The following is an 18727-nucleotide window of genomic DNA, read 5'->3' on the forward strand; positions in this document are numbered from 1 at the left end:
CCCGCGCCCCGGCCGGCCCCGCCCGGCGGCCACCGCGTGGTGCCCGGGTAGTCTTCATTTCGGGGGTACTGATGAACATGACAGACCAGGAGCTATCCGAGGCTGACGGGCTGGCGATCTTCGACGACGTCCACGAGGTGCGACCCGAACGGGCGAGCGTGATCGGCTTGCACCTGGCCACGATCGTGCTGAGCTATTCGATCATCCTCGGCATCGTGGTGGTCGTGGCCGTTGTCGTGGTCCTGGCCGTCACCCTGGCCTGGCCGTTCGTCGTGGCCGCGCTCTTCCCGGAGCTTTCACCGCTCTGAGCCGTCGCCGCCCGGCCGCCTGCCCGCGGGCGAACTCAGCTACCGCACGAGCGCCGCACGGTACCGCTCGTACCTCTGCTTGCCCACCACCCGCCAGATCAGCCGCAGCGGCGCCTGCAGGTGCTCACGCTGCCACTCCGCGCCGCCATCCGGTTGCGCGTCGAGGATCGTGCCCAGCTGGATGAACACCTTGCCCTTCGGCGTGGCCCTGCGGCCGTGCTCGGCGAGCGCGTCGACGTCCCGCGGCGCCAGAACGGTCTCCATCACCGGCACGATGTTCGTCTCCTCGTCGGGCAGGTGCACGGCGAGCGCCGCGTTGATCCCGGCGAGCGCGGTCGTCACGGATGCGGCATCCGTCGCCCGGCCGCCGGCGCGCCAGGCCGGCAGGCTCGCGTCGAGCTTCGCCAGGTGCACGAGCATCTCGGCATGCTGCTGCTTCATGCGCTCGACATGGGCCGTGCACGACGGAGCCCGGTTCTCCAGCCGGTCCCAGAGCAGGGTGTCCTCGCCCTCGTGGTGGGCGTGCAGCCCGACGGAGAGCATCGCCAAGTAGTCGCCGACGATCTCGGCCTGGGCCGCATCCGAGTCGGCGACACCGCCGACCAGCGCCGGGCCCTCGCCGAACCCGGCCCGGAACATCCGATGGATCTCGGCCATGCCGCGGGCGTCGCAGGTGCGCGTGCGGTTCGCGCCACTGGGGTCGCCGCTGGCGGGCAACGCTGTAGCGGGCATGAGGACTCCTTCGTCGGTGAACGCGGCTATCGGTAGGCGCTGCAAACTGTATTCGGGTGCGGGCCCCCCATCAAGGGGTCACCGGCTCGATCGACTATCGGCCGGGCACCCGCCCACGTGCGTCGAGCATTGTCGGCGGCGGATGCCGGTGCGCGGGTCAGGCGCCGCTCCGCGGGCTGCGCGCCACCCGCGCAACGGCGCCGTGCCCGCGGAACGCCCACGGCACTCACCGCGCAGCCGAAGAGTGCCACGGGCAGCGGCGGAGCGGTGCCGGGACGCGTCGCTCGCATCCGCTACTATTCGATAACTGATCACAGAATCGCGATCCACCCGGCTCGCAGGCAGGGGCACAATGGCACTGGGATCGTCCGTCGCCGGCCCCCAGCCCATCCCGGCCGCGCCCACCGACCCCGACCAGGCCGCCGAGATTCGCTGGCCACTCGGGATGCCCGCCGAGCTCGCCGGGCAACTCCCGCCCGTGCCCGCCGGCAGCGGGGTGATCATCCGCGGGCTCGACCACCGAGTGCTCGGCGCTAACGCCCAAGCGGTCAGACTGCTGCACCTCACCTGGGACGAGTTGCTCGCCAGCTCCGCCGATGACCCGCGCTGGAAACCCCTCGACGAGCAGGGCCTGCCGATCGCACTCGACCACCGTCCCAGCGCCGTGACGATGCGCACCGGCCATGGCGTTGACGACAGCCTCCTGGGTGTGACACTGCGCAGCCCGGGCGATGCTCCTGACCGTCTGATCTGGCTGAGCGTGAGCACTGGCCTGACCACCGGTGGGAGTGGAGCGCCCCTGGCCACCGTCACCGTGTTCGCCGATGTGACCGAGACCCCGCGCGGTCGGAGCGCCACCGACCGGGTCCTCGCCAGCTACCGCGACCTCGGCGACAACGTCACCGATTTCGTGCTGCGCACCACCACGCTCGGCACCATCGAGTGGGCTTCCCCTTCCGTCACAGCGGCCACCGGCTGGCCGCTGGCCGCGGTGATCCAGCACGTGTCGACGGAATTCCAGCACCCCGACGACACGGCGACAGCCCGCGAGCTCATGGACCGCCTCCTCGCCGGCGACCGCGCCCAGGGCCGCTACCGAGTGCTCTGCGCCGACGGCAGCTATCGCTGGTTCGTGGTCTCATCCGGGCCCATCATCGCCGGCGACGGACGAGTGACCGGCGGCGTGCACGGCTTCACCAGCATTGACGCCCTGGTCGACGCCGAGCTGACCGCCGAGGCCGAGCGGGGCATCCTGCGGGAGTCCGAGCGGCAGTACCGCCTGCTGGCGGAGAACGCCTCCGACGTCGTGCTCATGATCGGCATCGACGACAGAATCGCCTGGGTCTCGCCGTCGGCGGTGGAGCTGCTGGGCTGGAGCCCCGACGCCCTCGTCGGACAATCCTCCCTGTACCTCATCCACCCCGACAATGTCACCGACGTGCTGCAGACCCGGGATGCGTTCTCCGACGGGATGCTGCAGCTGGCCCCGTTCCAGGTGCAGCGCAAGACCGGCGAGCACCGCTGGATCTCCGCGTCGATCCGCGAAGTGCGGGACCCCGACGGCGACCTCATCGGCCGGGTGGTCTCCCTGCGCGACGTGCACGAGGAGACCCTCGCCCGGCAGGCCCTCGAGGCGTCGGAGACGATGTTCCGCGCGGTGCTGACATCGTCGTCGACGGGCATGATCCTCTGCGACCTGACCGGGCGCATCCAGGTGGTGAATAAGGCGCTGTGCCGGATGCTGCACCGGGACGAGGCAGGGCTGCTGGGCCGGTCAACCGACGATCTGGTGCATCCGGCCGACCGAGCCGCCCTGGCGCAGGCGCGTGCCACGACCATCGCTGCCGACGGCTCGGCGTCGACCATCGAGCTGCGGTTGATCCGGGCGGACGGCGTGATCATCTGGGCGCGGCGGTCCTCGTCGCTGATCCGCAATGCTGCCGCCGCACCGGACCGCCTGGTCGTACAGCTCGAAGACGTGACGACCGAGCACGAGGCACGCGAGGAGCTGCGCGTGCAGGCGTTCAACGACCGGCTCACCGGGATGCATAACCGGGCCTGGATCCTCAACGCGCTGGAGCTGGACCTCGACCAGGCCCAGCGCTCAGGGGGCACGGTGGGCGTGCTGTTCATCGACCTCGACAACTTCAAGCTCGTGAACGACTCGCTCGGCCATGCGGCCGGCGACGAGGTGCTGGCCGAGATCGCCGAGCGGATGATGGGCGCGATGCGACCGCAGGACCGGGTGGGCCGGTTCGGCGGCGACGAGTTCGTCGTGGTCGTGCCCGACGGTCACGACCCCGCGGAGGTGGAGCGGGTGGCCGAGCGCATCGCCACGGCCCTGGGCACCGAGCTCACCATCGAAGGACACCGCATCATGCCCACGGTGTCGATCGGGATCGCCCTCTCCACGCCGGAGTCCACCGCCGCCAGCCTGCTCCGCGACACCGACTCCGCGTTGTTCCGCGCTAAGAAAAGCGGCCGGGCCCGTTGGCAGTTCTTCGACGCCACCATGCATTCCCAGGCCATGACCCGGCTCACCATCGAAGACGAGATCCGCACATCGTTGCTGGCCGGCGACTTCGTGGTGCACTACCAGCCCATCGTGGCCCTCGCCGACCGCAGTGTGGTCGGCTACGAGGCGCTGGTGCGCTGGAAGCATCCGCACCGCGGCCTGCTGGCGCCGGCCGAGTTCCTCGCCGTCGCCGAGGAGTCCGGGCTGGTCGTGGGCATCGGCCGGGCCGTGCTCGACCAGGTCTGCGCGGTGCTGGCGGCGCATCCGGATGCCGCGGGCACGATCAGCGTCAACGTGTCGGCCGTCGAACTGGCGCACGAGGAGTGGGCCGAGAGGTTCCTGGCCACCGTGCACCGGCACGGGGTGGACCCGTCCCGCCTGGTCGTGGAGGTCACCGAAACCGCGGTGCTGTCGCTGCGGTCCCACACCGTGGGCAGCGTGACCGCCCTGCGCGACCGAGGTGTCGGCCTGCACGTGGACGACTTCGGCACCGGCTTCTCGTCGATCTCGGTGCTGCGCGACCTGCCCGTCACGGGCCTCAAGCTCGACGCCAGCTTCGTGGCCGGCCTCGGGTCCGCCCCCGGTGAGGATGCACCCGTCGACGGGCACGGCGACGGCCTCGCCGCCGGTCTGGCCGGCCTGGTGGCGCACCTCGGTCTCACCGGCGTGGCCGAGGGCATCGAGACCGACGCGCAGGCCGAGACCCTTCGCCGGCAGGGCTGGCAGCACGGCCAGGGCTACCTCTTCGGCCGCCCCGCTCCCTGGCCCGTCTGAGGAGTCCTCCCGGCCCCGCCCGGCCTATCCGTCGAACCGGACCCGGCTCCGTTCGATCTCGGCCCGATGGTCCTGGGTCCACTGGATGAACGCCCGCACCGGCTCGCGAAGAGTGTCACCGAGCCCCGTGAGCTCGTATTCCACCCGGGGCGGGGACTCCGGGTAACTGATGCGGGTGACCAGGCCGTCCCGTTCGAGGGCGCGCAGGGTGCGGGTGAGCATCCGGTGCGAGATGCCCTCGACGGCGACCATGAGATGGCCGAACCGCACCGGGCCATCGTTCAGCGCGCGGATCACCGGCATCGACCAGCGATCGCCGGTCATCGTGAAGACGTCCCGCACGAGAGAGCGGATGGCCGGAACCGCACACTGCGTCTCCAGCTCGGTGTCGAACGTGACACCAGTTTCTGCGGGCACAACCGTCATGGCGGGTTTCTTCCCTTCGTGTGCGTCACGCACGTCAAAGTGCGGGACTCGGAGCAGGACTAAAACCGCGGTGAAACCGCTTCCCGGTACTGACAACGCCCAATATGCACGTTTAGTTCCCAAGGAGAAGAACCTGTGACCAAGATCGCCATCATTCTCGGCAGCACCCGCCCCGGACGCAACGGAGAGGCCGTCGCCACCTGGGTGCGCGATATCGCCGCACGCCGCAGCGACGCCGAATTCGAGCTCGTGGACCTCGCCGAGTTCCCGCTCCCGCACTACGACGAGCCGATGCCGCCGTCGATGGGCGTGTACACGAACGACCACAACAAGTCGTGGTCGGCCAAGATCGCCGAGTTCGACGGCTACGTGTTCGTCACGCCCGAATACAACCACTCCACCTCCGGGGTGCTCAAGAACGCCATCGACTACCTGTACACGGAATGGAACAACAAGGCGGCCGCGTTCGTGAGCTACGGCGGTGTCGGCGGCGCGCGCGCCGTCGAGCATCTGCGGCTGATCGCCTCCGAGCTGCAGCTCGCCACCGTGCGCGGCCAGGTCGCGATCTCCCTGATGACCGAGTTCAAGAATTACTCGGAGTTCACGCCGAACGACTACCTGCTTCCCCAGGTCGACACCATGCTCGACCAGTTGGTGTCCTGGTCGAAGGCGCTCGAGCCGCTGCGCGCGTCAGGCTCGGAGCAGGCTGCCGCCTAGCGCCGCATCCACGCCGGCCGCCGCACCACGCGGGTCAGGCGCCGCGTTGCGCGGGCACGGCGCCGTTACGCGGGTGGCGCGCCACCCGCGTAGCGGCGCCTCGCCCGCGCATCGCTTGGGAGCGCCATCACCAGCCTCAGTTCCGCTCCCAATCCTGTGCGTTTGGCTGTTCGTGCCATGCTTGTCGGGCGGGGACGCGATCCAATCGCATCGTTGAGCCACGATCAGAGGAGGGCAAGTTTGCCTGACAAGACGAAACGCTCGGGATGGCTCGTTGGCGCGCAAGTCATTGGTTTTGCGGCGGCCACTATCGCATCGATTATTGCCATAGGTGCCTGGCTACCCGATGCGATCGAAAATGTCTTCCCTCGGCAACCCCTGTACGCAAAATTGGCAGCAATTCACGTGGGATATGCGGAGGACTTCCTCGTCGAATCCCTCGGCACTCCGACAACCACGACACCGTTGTCGGGCGATCTCGGCTGGAGACAGCTTGTATTCATCCGTGATGAATTCGCGGTTGGCGCGACTATTAACGATGCCGATCAGATTGTCATCTACTCCGTGCTGTCTTGTAGTCCCGACTTCGAGCCCACGTTCACTGCGCCCGATTCGCGGACCATCCAACTTCCAGCCGGCAATCTAGCCTCTACAGGCGCCTCGGATGCCGCGGTTGAGAGTGATCGATCGCTGGTCTACATCACAGGCGGGACTGGTGGATCCATCGATCAGCTAGTGGAGTTGGGCGGCCCCTCCAGCTTCGCTACGCGCGAACAGTCGTACCTTCTCGGGGTGAGCGCAGACTGCGGCTCGGTCCGTTTCTTCGAGCCGCAAGGCGAGTCGTCCTACACTGGTTTCGCATCAGATGGGCCCGGGAGGCTCCAGGAATACCGCCGTGACACTCCTCCGAATTTCTACACCGAGATCGCAGCGCTGCCATTCCCACTGATTCAACGGACAGGGTTGCCCTACGCGTTCAACGAAGTGGGCAGTCTCGAATTCTTCCCTAACGGCGAGGCAGAAGAAAGCATCGCTACGACCGCAACGATCTGGCGGTGGGACCTCCCTCCTAGTTGGGCCCGGAAGGCCGGGTACACCCCTGCTGAAGATTGAGTCGTGGCCCTTCTCGATCCGCTTCTGACTGGCGACGAGCAGACCACCGCCGAGCGATTCGCGGGGCCGCTGACGGATGTAGGAGCGTCACCCGTCGGTCTCGTCGCCCGCCGGGCCGAGCTGTCCCTGGCCGCGCAGCTCCTGCGCCAGGGCATCCAGCACCGGCAGTTGACCGCGCACCAGCTTCACCCGGGCCTCCGGCAGGCCCACCCAGCGGGCATCATCGACCTCGGCGAACTCCTGCAGCCGGCCAGACCCCTTCGGCCATTCCAGCTGGAACGTGTTGCTCACCACCCGCTCCACGGTGAAGTCGGCCTCCGCCGCGAACACCGTCACGAGCTTGCCGGACGGCTGCCGGAACTCCCCCAGCCGGAGGTACTCCACGTCGGGGGCCGGCACCCCGATCTCTTCCTCGAACTCGCGCCGGGCCGCGGCGAACGGGTCCTCGCCCGGCTCGTACTCCCCCTTCGGGATCGACCAGGCCGCCGCATCCTTGTGTGCCCAGAACGGGCCGCCCATGTGCGCGATCCACACCTCCGGCACCCCCGCCGTGCGCCGATACAGCAGGATGCCCGCGCTGCGTACTGGCATCGGCTCCCCTTTCGAGACCGATCTTGGCCGTTCTCGCGGGCCGGTGCAACGCCGGTGCCCGTAACTGATCGCGCAGCGCCATCCGCTGGTCGGCAGGTCCAGCGCTTCGGCTCGTCACAAGCATCCGGGCCGCCCAACTGGGCTACGCGGGCAACACGCCGCTGCGCGGGTGGCGCGCCACCCGCGAAACGGCGCCGCACCCGCGCAACGCAAATCCCGCGCATCCGCCCCCGGCCCGCGCCAGCGCGGCCGCGCGCCCCTGCACTCACGCGCGGGGCGGCCCCAACCGAGGTACGCGGGTCACGCGCCGCTGCGCGGGTGGCGCGCCACCCGCGAAACGGCGCCGCACCCGCGCAACGCAAATCCCGCGCATCCGCCCCCGGCCCGCGCCAGCGCGGCCACGCACCCGCCCGCGACGGATGCCGGCGCCCAGCTCAGAACGCGGCCACACGCCCCCGCGCCGAGACAAGCAGCACCAGCACGACCACCACGGCCATCACGGCCGCTCCCCAGTACGCGACCACGAGGATGCCGCCGCCCGCGATGATGACACCGCCGGCCAGGGCGCCCAGGCCGGTTCCGAGCGCGATCACCGAGGAGTTCAGCGCCACCACGAGCTGCCCGTGCCGGCCGGCCAGGCCCAGCAGGATCCCCTGCAGCGGCGAGTTCGCCGCCCACGCCGCGAAGCCCCAGGCGGCGAAGACCAGCCCGGCGCCCCACACCGAACGGCTCGCCACCGGCAGCAGCACCAGGGCGATGCCGCACACGGCAAAGCTGAGCCAAAGCGTGCGGGCGGCGCCCCAGCGGTCCGCCATTCGCCCGCCCACGATGTTGCCGAGCACCCCGGCCGCGCCGTAACAGAGCAGCAGCAGGCTCAGGCCGATGCCGTCCACCCCCGACATCGCAGTGAGCAGCGGCGACGCGTAGGTCTGCACCATGAGCGCCGCGGCGGTCTCGAGCATCGACACGAGCAACACCACGAGCACGATCGGCGACGGCCAACCGCGGCCGGGCCGGGCCACGATCGCCGCCTCGAGCAGCTGCCGGGACGGCCGCGGCACGAGCGTGAGCACGGCCACGAACGCCACCACCGCGAGTCCCGCGGTGAGCGCGTAGACGCCGCGGTAGCCGAGCACCGGGCCGAGCAGGTTGCCCACCGGCGCCGCCACCACCGTGGCCGTGGTGAGCCCGCCGAACACCGTCGCCAGCGCCCGGCCGCGCTCCCCCGGCGCCGCCAGCCGAGAGGCCAGCACCGTGGCGGTGGGCGTGAACCCGCCCGCGGCGAAAGCGGCCAGACCGCGCAGAAGCGCCACGGTGTCGTAGTCCTCGGCGAACGCTGTGCCCACGCAGGCCAGCGCGAACAGCGCCAGCGCAGTGAGCATCAGCAGTCGACGCGGCAGCCGGTTGCCCGCCAGTGCCACGAGCGGCGTCGTCACCGCATAGGTGAACCCGTACACACTCACGAGCCGGCCGATCTCCGGCACGGTCACACCCAAGTCGGCCGACATGGTCGGCAGCAGCCCGGTGACGATGTTCGAGCCGAACCCGATCGCGAAGGTGCCCAGCGCCAGCGGCCAGAGCCGGGGGCGGCTGCGCGCCGCGGATGCCGGCCCGCCGGCCTCGGCGTTCACTCGCGTGTCCGGGGTGCTCGCGGACGATGCCGGCTCAAGGCCCGACACGGGCAACGGCTGGGTGCTCGGGTGCGCCGGCAGTACCGCGTCAGGCACGGATCGATCCGGTCGTCGGGGCGGCACCGGCCGTCGCGGCGGCACCGGTCGTCGGGGCGGCACCGGCCGTCGCGGCGGCCCCCGACACGTGGGCGCGCCAGTCGCCGTCAGCGACGACGGTCTTGCCGGTGGCTGCGGTGGCCTCGCAGAGGTAACCGATCACCTCGCGGCCATCGAAGAGCGTGACCCGGCCGAGGCCGAGCGGCGGGGCGACCTCGAGCAGCAGGGCCGACAGCGCGGTCTCCGGCACCCGCCACAGTTCCCCCAGCACGCTGGTGTCGGTGCCGGGGGTGCGCACCATGCCGGGCCGGTTCAGCGCGTCGCCGAGCGCCACGAGGGTGTAGCCGGTCGCGGTGCGCACGTCGCCGGCGAACAGGGCGCCGTGGCGGCGCATCCGGTCGTGCAGGGGCAGCCCGGAGAGGTGCGCGCCCACCACGAGCAGGTGCACGCCCCGGTCGTGGTCCGTTGAAACCCGGTGCCCGGGCACGCTCTGCTCGCCAACGTGCTCGCGGGTCACCCTGTCCCGCGAAAGCACATCTCGCGAAAGCGGCGTAATGGCTGCTTCGGATGCGCTGAGGTGACCGTTCGACCGCTCTCGCGACAGCTCCCCCCGCGAGATCGGCGAAAGTTCCCCATCAACAGCGTTCAAGGGGACATTTGCCCGCTCTCGGGAGAGCAGGTCCACGCGCAGCAGCAGCGCGGCGACGTCGCGGGCCACCGCGTCGGCGAATGGGCGGGCGAGCACCTGCACGCCCACGTTCTCACCGGGCACGCCGGCGTCGATCGGCACCGCGTAGGCGGGGTAGCCGAACAGGTTGGCGAAGTTGGTGAAGGTGCCCAGCCGCGAGTTCACGGTCACGGGCTCCGCGGCCACCTCGGCCAGGGTGGGGTGGTGCGTGGTGGTGGGCAGCAGCATGGCGTCGGCGCCGGCGAAGGCCAGCTCGCCGGCGAGCTTCAGCTCGGCCAGGCGCACCACATCCGCCGCGTACCGGTGGGCGGGCAGCTCCCCCGCGGCCGTGACGATGCCGGCCACCACGGGGTCGAGGCCCTCGGGGCCCGCGGCGATGATCTCGCCCACGGCTGCATATCGTTCGGCCACGAAGGCGCCGTTGTAGAGCAGTGCAGCGGCGGCCAGGAACGGGCTGATATCGATCTCTACCAGGGTCACGCCCGCGTCGCGGAGCCGGCCCAGGTGGGTGTCGAATGCGGCGCGCCAGAGCGGGGCGAGCGCCGCGAGGTCGGCCGGCCGCGGCACGGCCAGCACCGGCGAAGCGGGCGCGGCGAGCGGGGCGGATGCCGGCACTGCGACGGCGAGCGCGTCGCGTCCGTCCGGCCCGGCGATCACCCGCAGCACGGACTCGGCCAGATCGAGTCCGGCGGCGAAGACCGTGACGCAGTCGAGGGTGCGGCAGGCCGGCAGCACACCCGTGGTGGGCACCAGGCCCACGGTGCCCTTCACGCCGACGATGCCCTGCAGTGCGGCGGGCACCCGGCCGGAGCCGGCGGTGTCGGTGCCGAGCGCGAAGTCCACCAGTCCAAGGGCCACGGCCACGGCCGACCCTGACGACGAGCCGCCGGAGATCCGGTCGGGGTGCTGGGCGCTCCGCACCGCGCCGTAGGGGCTGCGGGTGCCCACCAGGCCGGTGGCGAACTGGTCGAGGTTGGTCTTGCCGAGCACCACGGCGCCCACGGCGCGCAGTCGCGCCACGGCCGTGGCGTCGGTGTCGGCCGGATGCGCGAAGCCCGGGCAGGCCGCCGTGGTGGGCAGCCCGGCCACGTCGATGTTGTCCTTCACCGCGAACACCAGCCCCGCCAGGGGCAGCGGCTCCGACGAGGTGGCGGCGCCGGCGAGTACCTCGGCCAGCTCCGCGGCGACGTCGGCCTCGGCGCGCAGCGTGATCCACACCTCGGGCCGGTCGGCGGCGGCGATCGCCGCATAGACCTCGGCCACCCGCGCAGCGGCCCCTGCCACGGTCATCGCGCGGCCCGGGTCACGAGCATCCGCACCGGTGTGGGGTTGAACCCGTTGCAGGGGTTGTTGATCTGCGGGCAGTTCGACACCAGCACGAGCACGTCGCGCTCGGCGCGCAGGCTGAGCGAGAGCCCGGGCGCCGAGAGGCCGTCGACGATGCCGAGCGCGCCATCCGCTTCGACCGGCACGTTCATGTAGAAGTTGATGTTGCTGACCAGGTCGCGTTTGCCCAGGCCCCACAGGGCGCCCTCGGCGAGGAAGTTCTCGACGCAGGCATGCTGGTGCACGGTGTGGTGGCCGTAGCGCAGGGAGTTGGACTCCTTGCTGCAGGCGCCGCCGATGGTGTCGTGCCGGCCGACCTCGTCGTGCACAAGGGTCATCAGGGCGTCGCCGGTGTTCGCGCGCAGTACCGAACCCTGGCTGAGGTATACGTTGCCCTGGGCGCTGATGGTGTCGGGCGCGCTGTAGCGCACGGCGGTGTCGGCGGCGTCGTAGAGCAGGAAGTCGACGGCCTGGTTGCCCTCAAGATCGACGATGGTGAGCTCGTCACCGGCGGCGACAATCGCAGACCACGGGCCGCGGCGGGCCACGACCTCGTCGAGCACGATTACGCGACCGGCCAGGCGCGCGGGCAGGCTCGCGGCGCCGAGCGGTGGTACTGGGGTCAGGTCGCTGCCGGCATCGATGCCCATCACAGCCCTCTCATTCGCGCGTAGTCGATGGTGTTGCCGAAGGCGCGGGCGGCCTCCGGGGTGGCGGTGGCTTCGGGCGACTCGAGCGTGGCCGCGTCACCGCGCCAGGCCCGGATGCGCACCGGCGTGCTGGTGTACTCCGGCCGAGGGTCGACCGGGGAGGGCACATTCGCCACGAGCAGCACGGCGGGCAGCTCGAACCGCAGTCGCACCACGGCGCCGGGTCCGGTGGAGCCGGTGAAGACCAGCGCGCCGTCGTCGGCCACGCGCACGCCCTGGAACAGGGCGACGGTGGGCGGCAGGTCGCGCGGCGCCAGGCCGTGCTTGGCGGCGCCGAGGATCAACAGTTCGCGGCCGGCGGGGCTGGAGCCGTGGGCGGAGCCGTCACCGTAGCGGGCCTCGTTCACCGCCCGGGTGGAGGTGCCGGCGAAGGTGTCGTGCGCGCCGGAGTCGTCGGCGACGATGGTGGCGAGCACCCGGCCGCGATCGGAGAGCAGCATGGCGCCCTCGCCAAGGTACGCCTGCCACTGGATCTTGACGGTATCGGCCACGTTCAGGCGCTCGTCCAGCTGCGCCTGGTTGAAGATCGCCAGGTGCGCGCAGGCGTCGCCGTCGAGGTCGGTGAACTCCACGACGGTGCCGCGCTGCACGGCCAGGGTGGTGTAGTTGCCGCCCGCCACGGTCTCGGCGGCGAACCTGTCGGCCTCGGCGAGCCCGGCCGGCCAACCGTCTGCCGTTGCGGCCGGAACCGTGGGCATGGTCGTGACCCGGGTGCCGCCCTGCGCGCGAGCGTGCGCCCGGGCGCCGGAAGGCGACGCGGTCGACCCGGCCAGGCTGGCCTCGCTCACGCGTTCCGCACCAGTTCGTGCACCGGGTTCACGGGCTCGGGGGTGGGCAGGGTGTCCAGCCACTCGTTGGTCTGCGCGGCCGTCACGAGGGCGTCGCGCTGCAGGTAGTGCATGGCGTTCAGTGCGGCGGAGTGCGCCTCGAAGGTGGAGCCGCCGACGCAGTCGGTGAGCACCCGGAACCTGTAGTCGTGCTGGTGCGCATCCACTGCCGTGTAGTGCACGCAGACGTCGGTGAGGCCGCCGACGAGCAGCAGGGTCTCGGCCTTGTAGGCCTTGAGCACGATCTCCAGCTCGGTGCCGAAGAACGCGGAGTAGCGGCGCTTCTTGATCAGGAACTCGTCGGGGCGCGGGTCGATGCCGGGGGCCAGTTCGGTTTCTTCCCAGCCTTCGAGGCAGTGCGGGCCCTCTGCGCCGTCGAGTTCGCGGCCGATGTCCACCAGCGACGGCTTGTGCACCTCCTGGATGAACACCACCGGGATGCCCTTCTCGCGGCAGTGCCGGATCACCTCGCGCACCCGCGGAGCGCGCTCGGTGCGGCCGCCCATGTAGGGGATCTCGGTGCGGGAATCCTCGCGGGGAATCTCGCCGCCCTGGATGTCGACGACGATGAGCACGGTGTTTCCGACGATGTTGAGCGTCTCGGCGGCAGTCATGGTGGTTCCTTTCGTGGTGGCGGGCGCGAGGGCCCGCCGGGGCAGTTCGTACAGGCCGCGGCAGCGCCGGGCGGGAGGTGAAGGTGTGAAAGCGGGTGAGCGGATGCGCCGCCGGCGGTGGCCGGCGGCATCCGCGGGTCAGGTGAGCGAGAGGCGCCGGTCGGCCACGACCTGCAGCACGTCGACGATGGTGTTCAGCAGCACGTAGGTGATGCCGAGCAGCAGGGCCACGCCGGCGATGCCGGGGAAGTCGCTGGCGTTGACCGACTTCTCCAGGTAGCTGCCCAGGCCCGGCCAGGCGGTGATCTTCTCGACCACGACGAGTCCGCCGAGCAGCAGCCCGGCCTGGATGCCGATCATGGAGAGGGTGGCGCCGAGCGAGTTGCGCAGGGCGTGCCGCACGAGCACGGCGGACTCCTTCATGCCGGCCGAGCGGGCGGTGCGGGCGTGGTCGGAGCCGAGGTTCACCCGGAGGCCATCGACGAGCACCCGGCCGATGGCCACGGCGGGGCTGATCGCGGCGCAGGCGGCGGGCAGCAGCAGGTGCCAGATGGCGTCACCGGCCACATCCGCCCGGCCGGCGAGCAGCGCATCGAGCACCAGCAGCCCGGTGGGGCTCGACGACCCGGAGCTGAAGCTCGAGCGGCCGCCGGAGGGGATGAGGCCGAGCGAGCCGTAGAACACCAGCACCCCCACCATCGCGAGCAGGAAGGTGGGCGCGGCGGCGCCGGAGAGCAGCACGAACCGCACCACGGCGGCCCCCTTCCAGCGCACCACGGTGAGCATCGCGAAGAAGGCGCCGAGGATCAGGGCGAAGCCGAGGGTCCACAGGGCCAGCTCAAGGGTGGCCGGGAACGCGCTGGCCAGGCCGTCGGCGACGGGGGTGCGGGTGCGCAGCGAGTTCTGCAGGTCGCCGTGCAGCAGCCCGCCGAGGTAGTCGAAATACCGCACGATGGCGCTCTGGTCGAGGCCGAGCCGTTCGCGGGCGCTGTCGACCGCGGCGGCCGAGGCGTTGGCGCCCACGTAGGCCTTGGCCGGGTCCACGCCGCTGAGCTCCTGCAGGGTGAACAGGGCCACGGTGAGCGCGAGCAGCACGCCGGCCATGGCGAGGATGCGCTTGAGGATGAACATCAGCATGTCGGCATCCGTTCTGAAGTGGGTGAGTGAGGTGTGGGGGCGGATGCGGCGCTCATCGGCGGGCCAGCAAGTCGCGGATGCCGTCGCCGGCCAGGTTGGCACACAAGGCCAGCAGCATCACGGCCAGGCCGGGCACCACGGGCACCCACCAGTACTGCAGCAGGTACTGCATGCCCTGCGCGGCCATGGCGCCGAGCTCCGGGGCCGGGGCCGGGGAGGACAGCCCGATGAAGGACAGGCCCGACATAGCCACGACGAGGCCGCCCACGTCGAGGCTCGCGGCGATCACCACGGTGGAGGTGACGCCGGGCAGCAGGTGCCGGGTCACCCGGCGGGTCCAACCCACCCCGGCCAGGGTGGCGGCCTCCAGGTGCGGCCGGGCCGCCCAGGAGCGCACCTCGCCGCGCACCAGCCGGGCGTACATCGGCCACCAGACCACGGCAACGCCGATCAGCGAGCTGGTGAAGCTGGCGCCGAGGGCGGCGGCCACGACCATGGCGATGAGGATGCCGGGCAGGGCGAGGAACAGGTCGGTGACCCGCATGAGCAGACCGTCGGCCCAGCCGCCGAGGGCTCCGGCGACGACGCCGACGAGGCCGCCGATGAGCACCCCGGAGGCGATGACGATGGCCGCGGCGGTGATGCTGGCGCGCAGCCCGAAGAGCAGGCGGGAGAAGATGTCGTAGCCGAGGGCATCTGTGCCGAGCAGGAAGCCGGGGCTCAGCGGCGGCTGGAACGGGTCACCGGCGCGCAGGATCGGGCTGTACGGCGCGAGCACCGGAGCGAGCAGCGCCACGAGCACGAGCAGAACCAGGCCCCCGACGCCGATCAGGTTGACGGCCGAGGAGCGGTGCCGCAGCGCGGTGACCCGCTGCCATTTGCGGGTGCCGCGGCCGAGCGGCGCGGTGGGGGTGGGGGCGAGAACGCTCATGCGCGGGCCTCTCCGAGGTCGGTTCCGAGATCGAGGTCGAGATCGAGGTCGACGTCGAAGGTGTCGAGGTCGGCGGTGCGGATGCCGCCGGTGCGCGGCCGTTGCGGGGCGACCCGCAGGTGCTGGCCGGGAATCGCGGCCAGCAGTGACCGGGTGTACGGCTTGATCGGGTTGGCGCACACCTCGGCCGCGGCGCCGAGCTCCACGATCTCGCCGCGGTTCATCACGGCGATGCGGTCGGAGATGACGCGGGCGGCGGCGAGGTCGTGGGTGACGAAGAGCAGCGACATGTTCAGTTCCCGGCGGAGGCGCCCGAGCAGGTTGAGCACGGTGGCGGCCAGCGACACGTCGAGGGCGCTGGTGGGTTCGTCGCAGAGCAGCACGGCGGGCGGCACGATCACGGCGCGGGCGATGGCCACGCGCTGGCGCTGGCCGCCGGAGAGGCTGTCGCCGCGCACCCTGGCCACCTCGGCGGGCAGGCCGACCCGCTCGAGGGCTTCCTCGATGCGGTCGCGCACCTGGCTGCGAGTGAGGCCCGGGGTGGTGGCGGTGAGGCGTTCGCGGAGCAGTTCGCCCACGCTCAGCCACGGCGTGAGGGAGGACCCGGCATCCTGGAACACCATCTGCGGGCGGGTCGTGCCGGCCACGGTGACGCTGCCGGAGCTGGGGGTGTCCAGGCCGGCGACCATGCGCAGCAGGGTGGACTTGCCGCAGCCGCTCTCCCCCACGAGAGCGACCGACTCGCCCTGGGCGATGGTGAGGCTGACACCCCGCACGGCGTCCAGGCGTCGGCGTTTCCAGGCCGGGCCGCTGGTGAAGCTGCGGCGCACATCCGTGATGGTCACGGCCGGGGCGCCGGGCACCACGGCGGGCCAGAGCGCGGGCAGGTGGTCGGCCGCGCCGGCACCGTGCGCGCTCACGATGGGCCGGTCGGTAGGGGTGTTCAGGTCGATCCGGGAGGCGAGCAGGCCCTGGGTGTAGGCGTGTTGCGGGGTGCCGAGCACGGTGCTTACCGAGCCGGTCTCCACGATCTCGCCCCGGTACATCACGGCGATGCGGTCGCTGATCTGGGCGGCCACGCCGAGGTCGTGGGTGACGAAGATCACGCTGCAGCCGTGCTCGTCGCGGAGGGCCAGCAGCAGGTCGAGGATCTGCGCCTGCACGGTTACGTCGAGGGCGGTGGTGGGTTCGTCGGCGATGATCAGCGAGGGGTTGCGGGCCAGGGCGAGGGCGATCATCACCCGCTGGCGCAGTCCTCCGCTGAGCTGGTGCGGGAACGCGCCGAGCCGGGTCTCGGGGTCGGGGATGCCGACGTCGGCGAGCAGGCTGAGCACGTGCGCTCTGTCACGGGCGACCTCGGCGAGCTGGTGGCCGATGGTCATGGTGGGGTCCAGCGAGGTCATCGGGTCTTGGAAGACGGCGCCGATGTGCTCCTTGCGCACAAGCCGGTCGGCTTCGGCGGTGGTGCCGACGATGTCGGTGCCCTGGATCTGGATCGAGCCGGTCACGGCGGGTTTGGCGTAGGGCGGCAGTAGTCCCATCATGCTCAGGCCGAGCACGCTCTTGCCCGAGCCGGATTCGCCGACCAGGCCGAGGATCTCGCCGGGCATCACGTCGAAGCTCACGCCGCGCACGGCCTGAATGGCGGTGCCCTCGCGGTGCAGGGTGATGCGCAGGTCGCGAACACGGGCCACGGGGGCGGATGCGCCGGGCGCCGCGTCGGGGCCGGCGCCGGGCTGTGCGGGTGCGGGCTGTGCGGATGGGATGGTCATGCTCGCCTCTGGAAGATTCGGGTGGGAGAGGAGGTGGCCGGCGGGGCGCTGGTGCGCACCCGCCGGCCGGGTCGTGCTGTCCGACTACTCGTTGCCGAGGGCGGCGAAGTGCAGAACGTTGTACTCGAGCAGGTTGCGGGCGTCGTCGATGCCCGTCAGCCCGGTGCGGGTGATGGTGGTGGTCTGCAGCGAGCCGATCGAGAACCAGTACTTGGTGTCGATGATCTTCGCGGCGATGTCGCCGTACGCGGCGTCGCCATCCGTCAGCAGCGCGGCGTCGAGGTCGTCACTCAGGCCGGGAACCTCGGCGGCGAACAGGTCGAGGCCGCCGTTGGGCGTGTAGATGATGCGGGCGAATGCGTCGACGTGCGCGGCGTCGGGGAAGGCACCCATGATGACCAGGTCCGGCGCGGCGGCGAGGTCGTCGGTCATCATGTACACCGAGCCACTGCCCATCGAAACCGCCTCGGAGGGCAGGCCGGCGGAGCTGAGCGTCGCACCGAGTTCCTGGGCCACAACCGCGGCGTCGGCACTCGATGCCGGGTAGCCGATGCGGATGGTCTTGCCCGTGGCGATGCCGGAGTCCACGATCGACTGCAGCGCGGCCGGGTCGTAGGTGACGCCCTGGTCGTCGAGCGCGGAGTCGACCATTCCGGCCGGGAACAGCTGGCTGGTGGGCACCTCGAGGTCGCCCATGGCCGAGTCGATGATGGTGTCGGTGTCGATGCCTGCGAAGAGCGCGGCACGGTCGTCCGCGGTGGTGAAGATCGACGAGGCCGGGTTCATGTAGATCATCTGGGTGGTGTAGTTCGGGAACGCCGTGGCTTCGATCTCGTCGTTGTCGACGAACGAGGCGTAGGTGGACTTGTTCAGGTTGCCCAGCACCCCGTCGATCTCGCCGCGCTCGAGGCGCAGCTGGGTGGCGGAGGCGTTGTCGCTGATCTCGATGTTCACGGTGGTGAACTCCGGGGCGTCGCCCCAGTAGTCGTCGGCGGCGGTGAGCTCGTAGGAGACGCCGGTGTCGACGGCGGAGAGTTCATAGGGGCCGGTACCGGCGTCGTGGGTGGTGAGGTAGGTCTGCGCGAAGTCGTCGCCGGCTTCGTCGGCCAGCACAGTGGGGCTGATGATCTTGAGGCCGAACGGCGAGGCGAGGTAGTCCACGAATGCCGAGTTCGGGGCGGCGAGGGTCACCTCGACCGTGTAGTCGTCGACCGGGGTGACGGCGGTGACGTCGCCGACCATGTAGGCAGGTCCGCCGTCGACGTCGGTGCGACGCTCGAAGGAGGCCACCACGGCGTCGGCGTTGAACTCGGTGCCGTCGTGGAAGGTGACGCCCTCCCGCAGGGTGAAGGTGTAGGTGAGGGAGTCGTCGGAGAGGGTCCAGTCGGTAGCCAGCTCCGGAACGATTTCCGCGGTGGCTTCGCCGTCTTTGTAGGCGACGAGGCCTTCGTAGGTGTTCTCGATGATGTTCAGGCCCGGGCCGTCGTAGTTCACGTCGGGGTCCGGCGGGGTGGAGTAGGCCTGCAGGCTCACCACGGTGAGGCTGTCGGCGCCGGCGGAGCCGAAGCTGTCGGTGGAGGATGCAGAGGAGCAGCCGGCGAGGGTGAGCGCGGTGACGGCGGCGAGACCGGTGAGCAGCGCCGCCTTCTGGGGGCGGGAGAACGCGGACCGCGCGGGGCGGCTGAACAGGGTGGGGGACATCGGGTCGAACCTCTCGGAACAGGGGTGGGTGGGGCAACACCCGGGAATCGAGCGGGCCGCCGAAATATCTATCGCTGACAAAAACTATCTCGGCTCTGTTTCGCGAGCATTGCGTCAT

General features: G+C 70.9%; 16 protein-coding genes. 4 read left to right on the forward strand and 12 right to left on the reverse strand.

Annotated features, from left to right (window positions below):
- Window positions 1-71 precede the first annotated feature (71 nt).
- Window positions 72-308: a hypothetical protein gene (locus tag BJQ94_RS13395; protein WP_265399152.1), complete on the forward strand. Its 237-nt coding sequence runs from the start codon at window positions 72-74 to the stop codon at window positions 306-308.
- A 39-nt stretch (window positions 309-347) separates the two neighbouring features.
- Here BJQ94_RS13395 and BJQ94_RS13400 read toward each other — a convergent pair whose 3' ends face one another.
- Entirely contained in the window at window positions 348-1040 is a 693-nt protein-coding gene (locus BJQ94_RS13400) for a hemerythrin domain-containing protein (RefSeq protein WP_265399153.1), read from the reverse strand.
- Between the two features lie 352 nt (window positions 1041-1392).
- On the opposite strand from BJQ94_RS13400, the gene BJQ94_RS13405 reads away from it, so the two are divergent.
- A complete protein-coding gene (locus BJQ94_RS13405) occupies window positions 1393-4329 on the forward strand; it encodes a bifunctional diguanylate cyclase/phosphodiesterase (protein ID WP_265399154.1) in 2937 nt (978 codons plus the stop codon).
- Window positions 4330-4353: 24 nt separating this feature from the next.
- Here the strand turns inward: BJQ94_RS13405 and BJQ94_RS13410 are convergent, their stop codons facing one another.
- Window positions 4354-4755, reverse strand: a complete 402-nt coding sequence (locus BJQ94_RS13410) for a helix-turn-helix domain-containing protein (RefSeq protein WP_265399155.1) — start codon at window positions 4753-4755, stop codon at window positions 4354-4356.
- A gap of 135 nt (window positions 4756-4890) precedes the next feature.
- On the opposite strand from BJQ94_RS13410, the gene BJQ94_RS13415 reads away from it, so the two are divergent.
- Together BJQ94_RS13415 and BJQ94_RS13420 are read left to right on the forward strand one after the other, a co-directional pair.
- Window positions 4891-5472, forward strand: a complete 582-nt coding sequence (locus tag BJQ94_RS13415) for an NAD(P)H-dependent oxidoreductase (RefSeq protein WP_265399156.1) — start codon at window positions 4891-4893, stop codon at window positions 5470-5472.
- A 240-nt stretch (window positions 5473-5712) separates the two neighbouring features.
- Window positions 5713-6585, forward strand: a complete 873-nt coding sequence (locus BJQ94_RS13420) for a hypothetical protein (protein ID WP_265399157.1) — start codon at window positions 5713-5715, stop codon at window positions 6583-6585.
- A gap of 87 nt (window positions 6586-6672) precedes the next feature.
- Here BJQ94_RS13420 and BJQ94_RS13425 read toward each other — a convergent pair whose 3' ends face one another.
- The 10 genes from BJQ94_RS13425 to BJQ94_RS13470 all read right to left on the reverse strand — a co-directional run bounded on the left by BJQ94_RS13425 (window position 6673) and on the right by BJQ94_RS13470 (window position 18609).
- Window positions 6673-7176 (reverse strand): NUDIX domain-containing protein, encoded by a 504-nt coding sequence (locus BJQ94_RS13425; RefSeq protein WP_265399158.1) that lies wholly within the window; start codon window positions 7174-7176, stop codon window positions 6673-6675.
- Window positions 7177-7610: 434 nt separating this feature from the next.
- Window positions 7611-8903 (reverse strand): MFS transporter, encoded by a 1293-nt coding sequence (locus tag BJQ94_RS13430; protein ID WP_265399159.1) that lies wholly within the window; start codon window positions 8901-8903, stop codon window positions 7611-7613.
- Window positions 8896-10881, reverse strand: coding sequence for an allophanate hydrolase (locus BJQ94_RS13435; RefSeq protein WP_265399160.1), 1986 nt, complete (start codon window positions 10879-10881; stop codon window positions 8896-8898). The genes BJQ94_RS13430 and BJQ94_RS13435 overlap by 8 nt, the downstream gene beginning before the upstream one ends.
- The gene (locus tag BJQ94_RS13440; RefSeq protein ID WP_265399221.1) at window positions 10878-11567 is read right to left on the reverse strand and encodes an urea amidolyase associated protein UAAP2; all 690 of its coding nucleotides are present in this window, start codon (window positions 11565-11567) and stop codon (window positions 10878-10880) included. Before BJQ94_RS13440 ends, BJQ94_RS13435 begins: the two co-directional genes overlap by 4 nt.
- Window positions 11567-12415: an urea amidolyase associated protein UAAP1 gene (locus tag BJQ94_RS13445; protein WP_265399161.1), complete on the reverse strand. Its 849-nt coding sequence runs from the start codon at window positions 12413-12415 to the stop codon at window positions 11567-11569. The genes BJQ94_RS13440 and BJQ94_RS13445 overlap by 1 nt, the downstream gene beginning before the upstream one ends.
- The gene (locus tag BJQ94_RS13450; protein WP_265399162.1) at window positions 12412-13068 is read right to left on the reverse strand and encodes a cysteine hydrolase; all 657 of its coding nucleotides are present in this window, start codon (window positions 13066-13068) and stop codon (window positions 12412-12414) included. The genes BJQ94_RS13445 and BJQ94_RS13450 overlap by 4 nt, the downstream gene beginning before the upstream one ends.
- A gap of 138 nt (window positions 13069-13206) precedes the next feature.
- Entirely contained in the window at window positions 13207-14205 is a 999-nt protein-coding gene (locus BJQ94_RS13455) for an ABC transporter permease (protein WP_265399163.1), read from the reverse strand.
- A gap of 52 nt (window positions 14206-14257) precedes the next feature.
- Window positions 14258-15136: an ABC transporter permease gene (locus BJQ94_RS13460; RefSeq protein WP_265399164.1), complete on the reverse strand. Its 879-nt coding sequence runs from the start codon at window positions 15134-15136 to the stop codon at window positions 14258-14260.
- On the reverse strand, window positions 15133-16908 hold the full coding sequence (locus BJQ94_RS13465; protein WP_265399165.1) for an ABC transporter ATP-binding protein: 1776 nt from the start codon (window positions 16906-16908) through the stop codon (window positions 15133-15135). Before BJQ94_RS13465 ends, BJQ94_RS13460 begins: the two co-directional genes overlap by 4 nt.
- An 84-nt stretch (window positions 16909-16992) precedes the next feature.
- Window positions 16993-18609 (reverse strand): ABC transporter substrate-binding protein, encoded by a 1617-nt coding sequence (locus BJQ94_RS13470; RefSeq protein ID WP_265399166.1) that lies wholly within the window; start codon window positions 18607-18609, stop codon window positions 16993-16995.
- Between the last annotated feature and the right edge of the window lie 118 nt (window positions 18610-18727).

Origin of the sequence: Cryobacterium sp. SO2 (assembly GCF_026151165.2) — a bacterium.
Taxonomy (GTDB): domain Bacteria; phylum Actinomycetota; class Actinomycetes; order Actinomycetales; family Microbacteriaceae; genus Cryobacterium.

Excerpts from the sequence above, each read along its gene's own strand:
- BJQ94_RS13460 (WP_265399164.1), bottom strand. The coding sequence starts at position 15,136 with ATGAGCGTTCTCGCCCCCACCCCCACCGCGCCGCTCGGCCGCGGCACC.
- BJQ94_RS13405 (WP_265399154.1), top strand. The coding sequence starts at position 1,393 with ATGGCACTGGGATCGTCCGTCGCCGGCCCCCAGCCCATCCCGGCCGCG.
- BJQ94_RS13395 (WP_265399152.1), top strand. The coding sequence starts at position 72 with ATGAACATGACAGACCAGGAGCTATCCGAGGCTGACGGGCTGGCGATC.
- BJQ94_RS13435 (WP_265399160.1), bottom strand. The coding sequence starts at position 10,881 with ATGACCGTGGCAGGGGCCGCTGCGCGGGTGGCCGAGGTCTATGCGGCG.
- BJQ94_RS13465 (WP_265399165.1), bottom strand. The coding sequence starts at position 16,908 with ATGACCATCCCATCCGCACAGCCCGCACCCGCACAGCCCGGCGCCGGC.
- BJQ94_RS13440 (WP_265399221.1), bottom strand. The coding sequence starts at position 11,567 with ATGGGCATCGATGCCGGCAGCGACCTGACCCCAGTACCACCGCTCGGC.
- BJQ94_RS13425 (WP_265399158.1), bottom strand. The coding sequence starts at position 7,176 with ATGCCAGTACGCAGCGCGGGCATCCTGCTGTATCGGCGCACGGCGGGG.
- BJQ94_RS13450 (WP_265399162.1), bottom strand. The coding sequence starts at position 13,068 with ATGACTGCCGCCGAGACGCTCAACATCGTCGGAAACACCGTGCTCATC.
- BJQ94_RS13400 (WP_265399153.1), bottom strand. The coding sequence starts at position 1,040 with ATGCCCGCTACAGCGTTGCCCGCCAGCGGCGACCCCAGTGGCGCGAAC.
- BJQ94_RS13455 (WP_265399163.1), bottom strand. The coding sequence starts at position 14,205 with ATGCTGATGTTCATCCTCAAGCGCATCCTCGCCATGGCCGGCGTGCTG.
- BJQ94_RS13470 (WP_265399166.1), bottom strand. The coding sequence starts at position 18,609 with ATGTCCCCCACCCTGTTCAGCCGCCCCGCGCGGTCCGCGTTCTCCCGC.
- BJQ94_RS13410 (WP_265399155.1), bottom strand. The coding sequence starts at position 4,755 with ATGACGGTTGTGCCCGCAGAAACTGGTGTCACGTTCGACACCGAGCTG.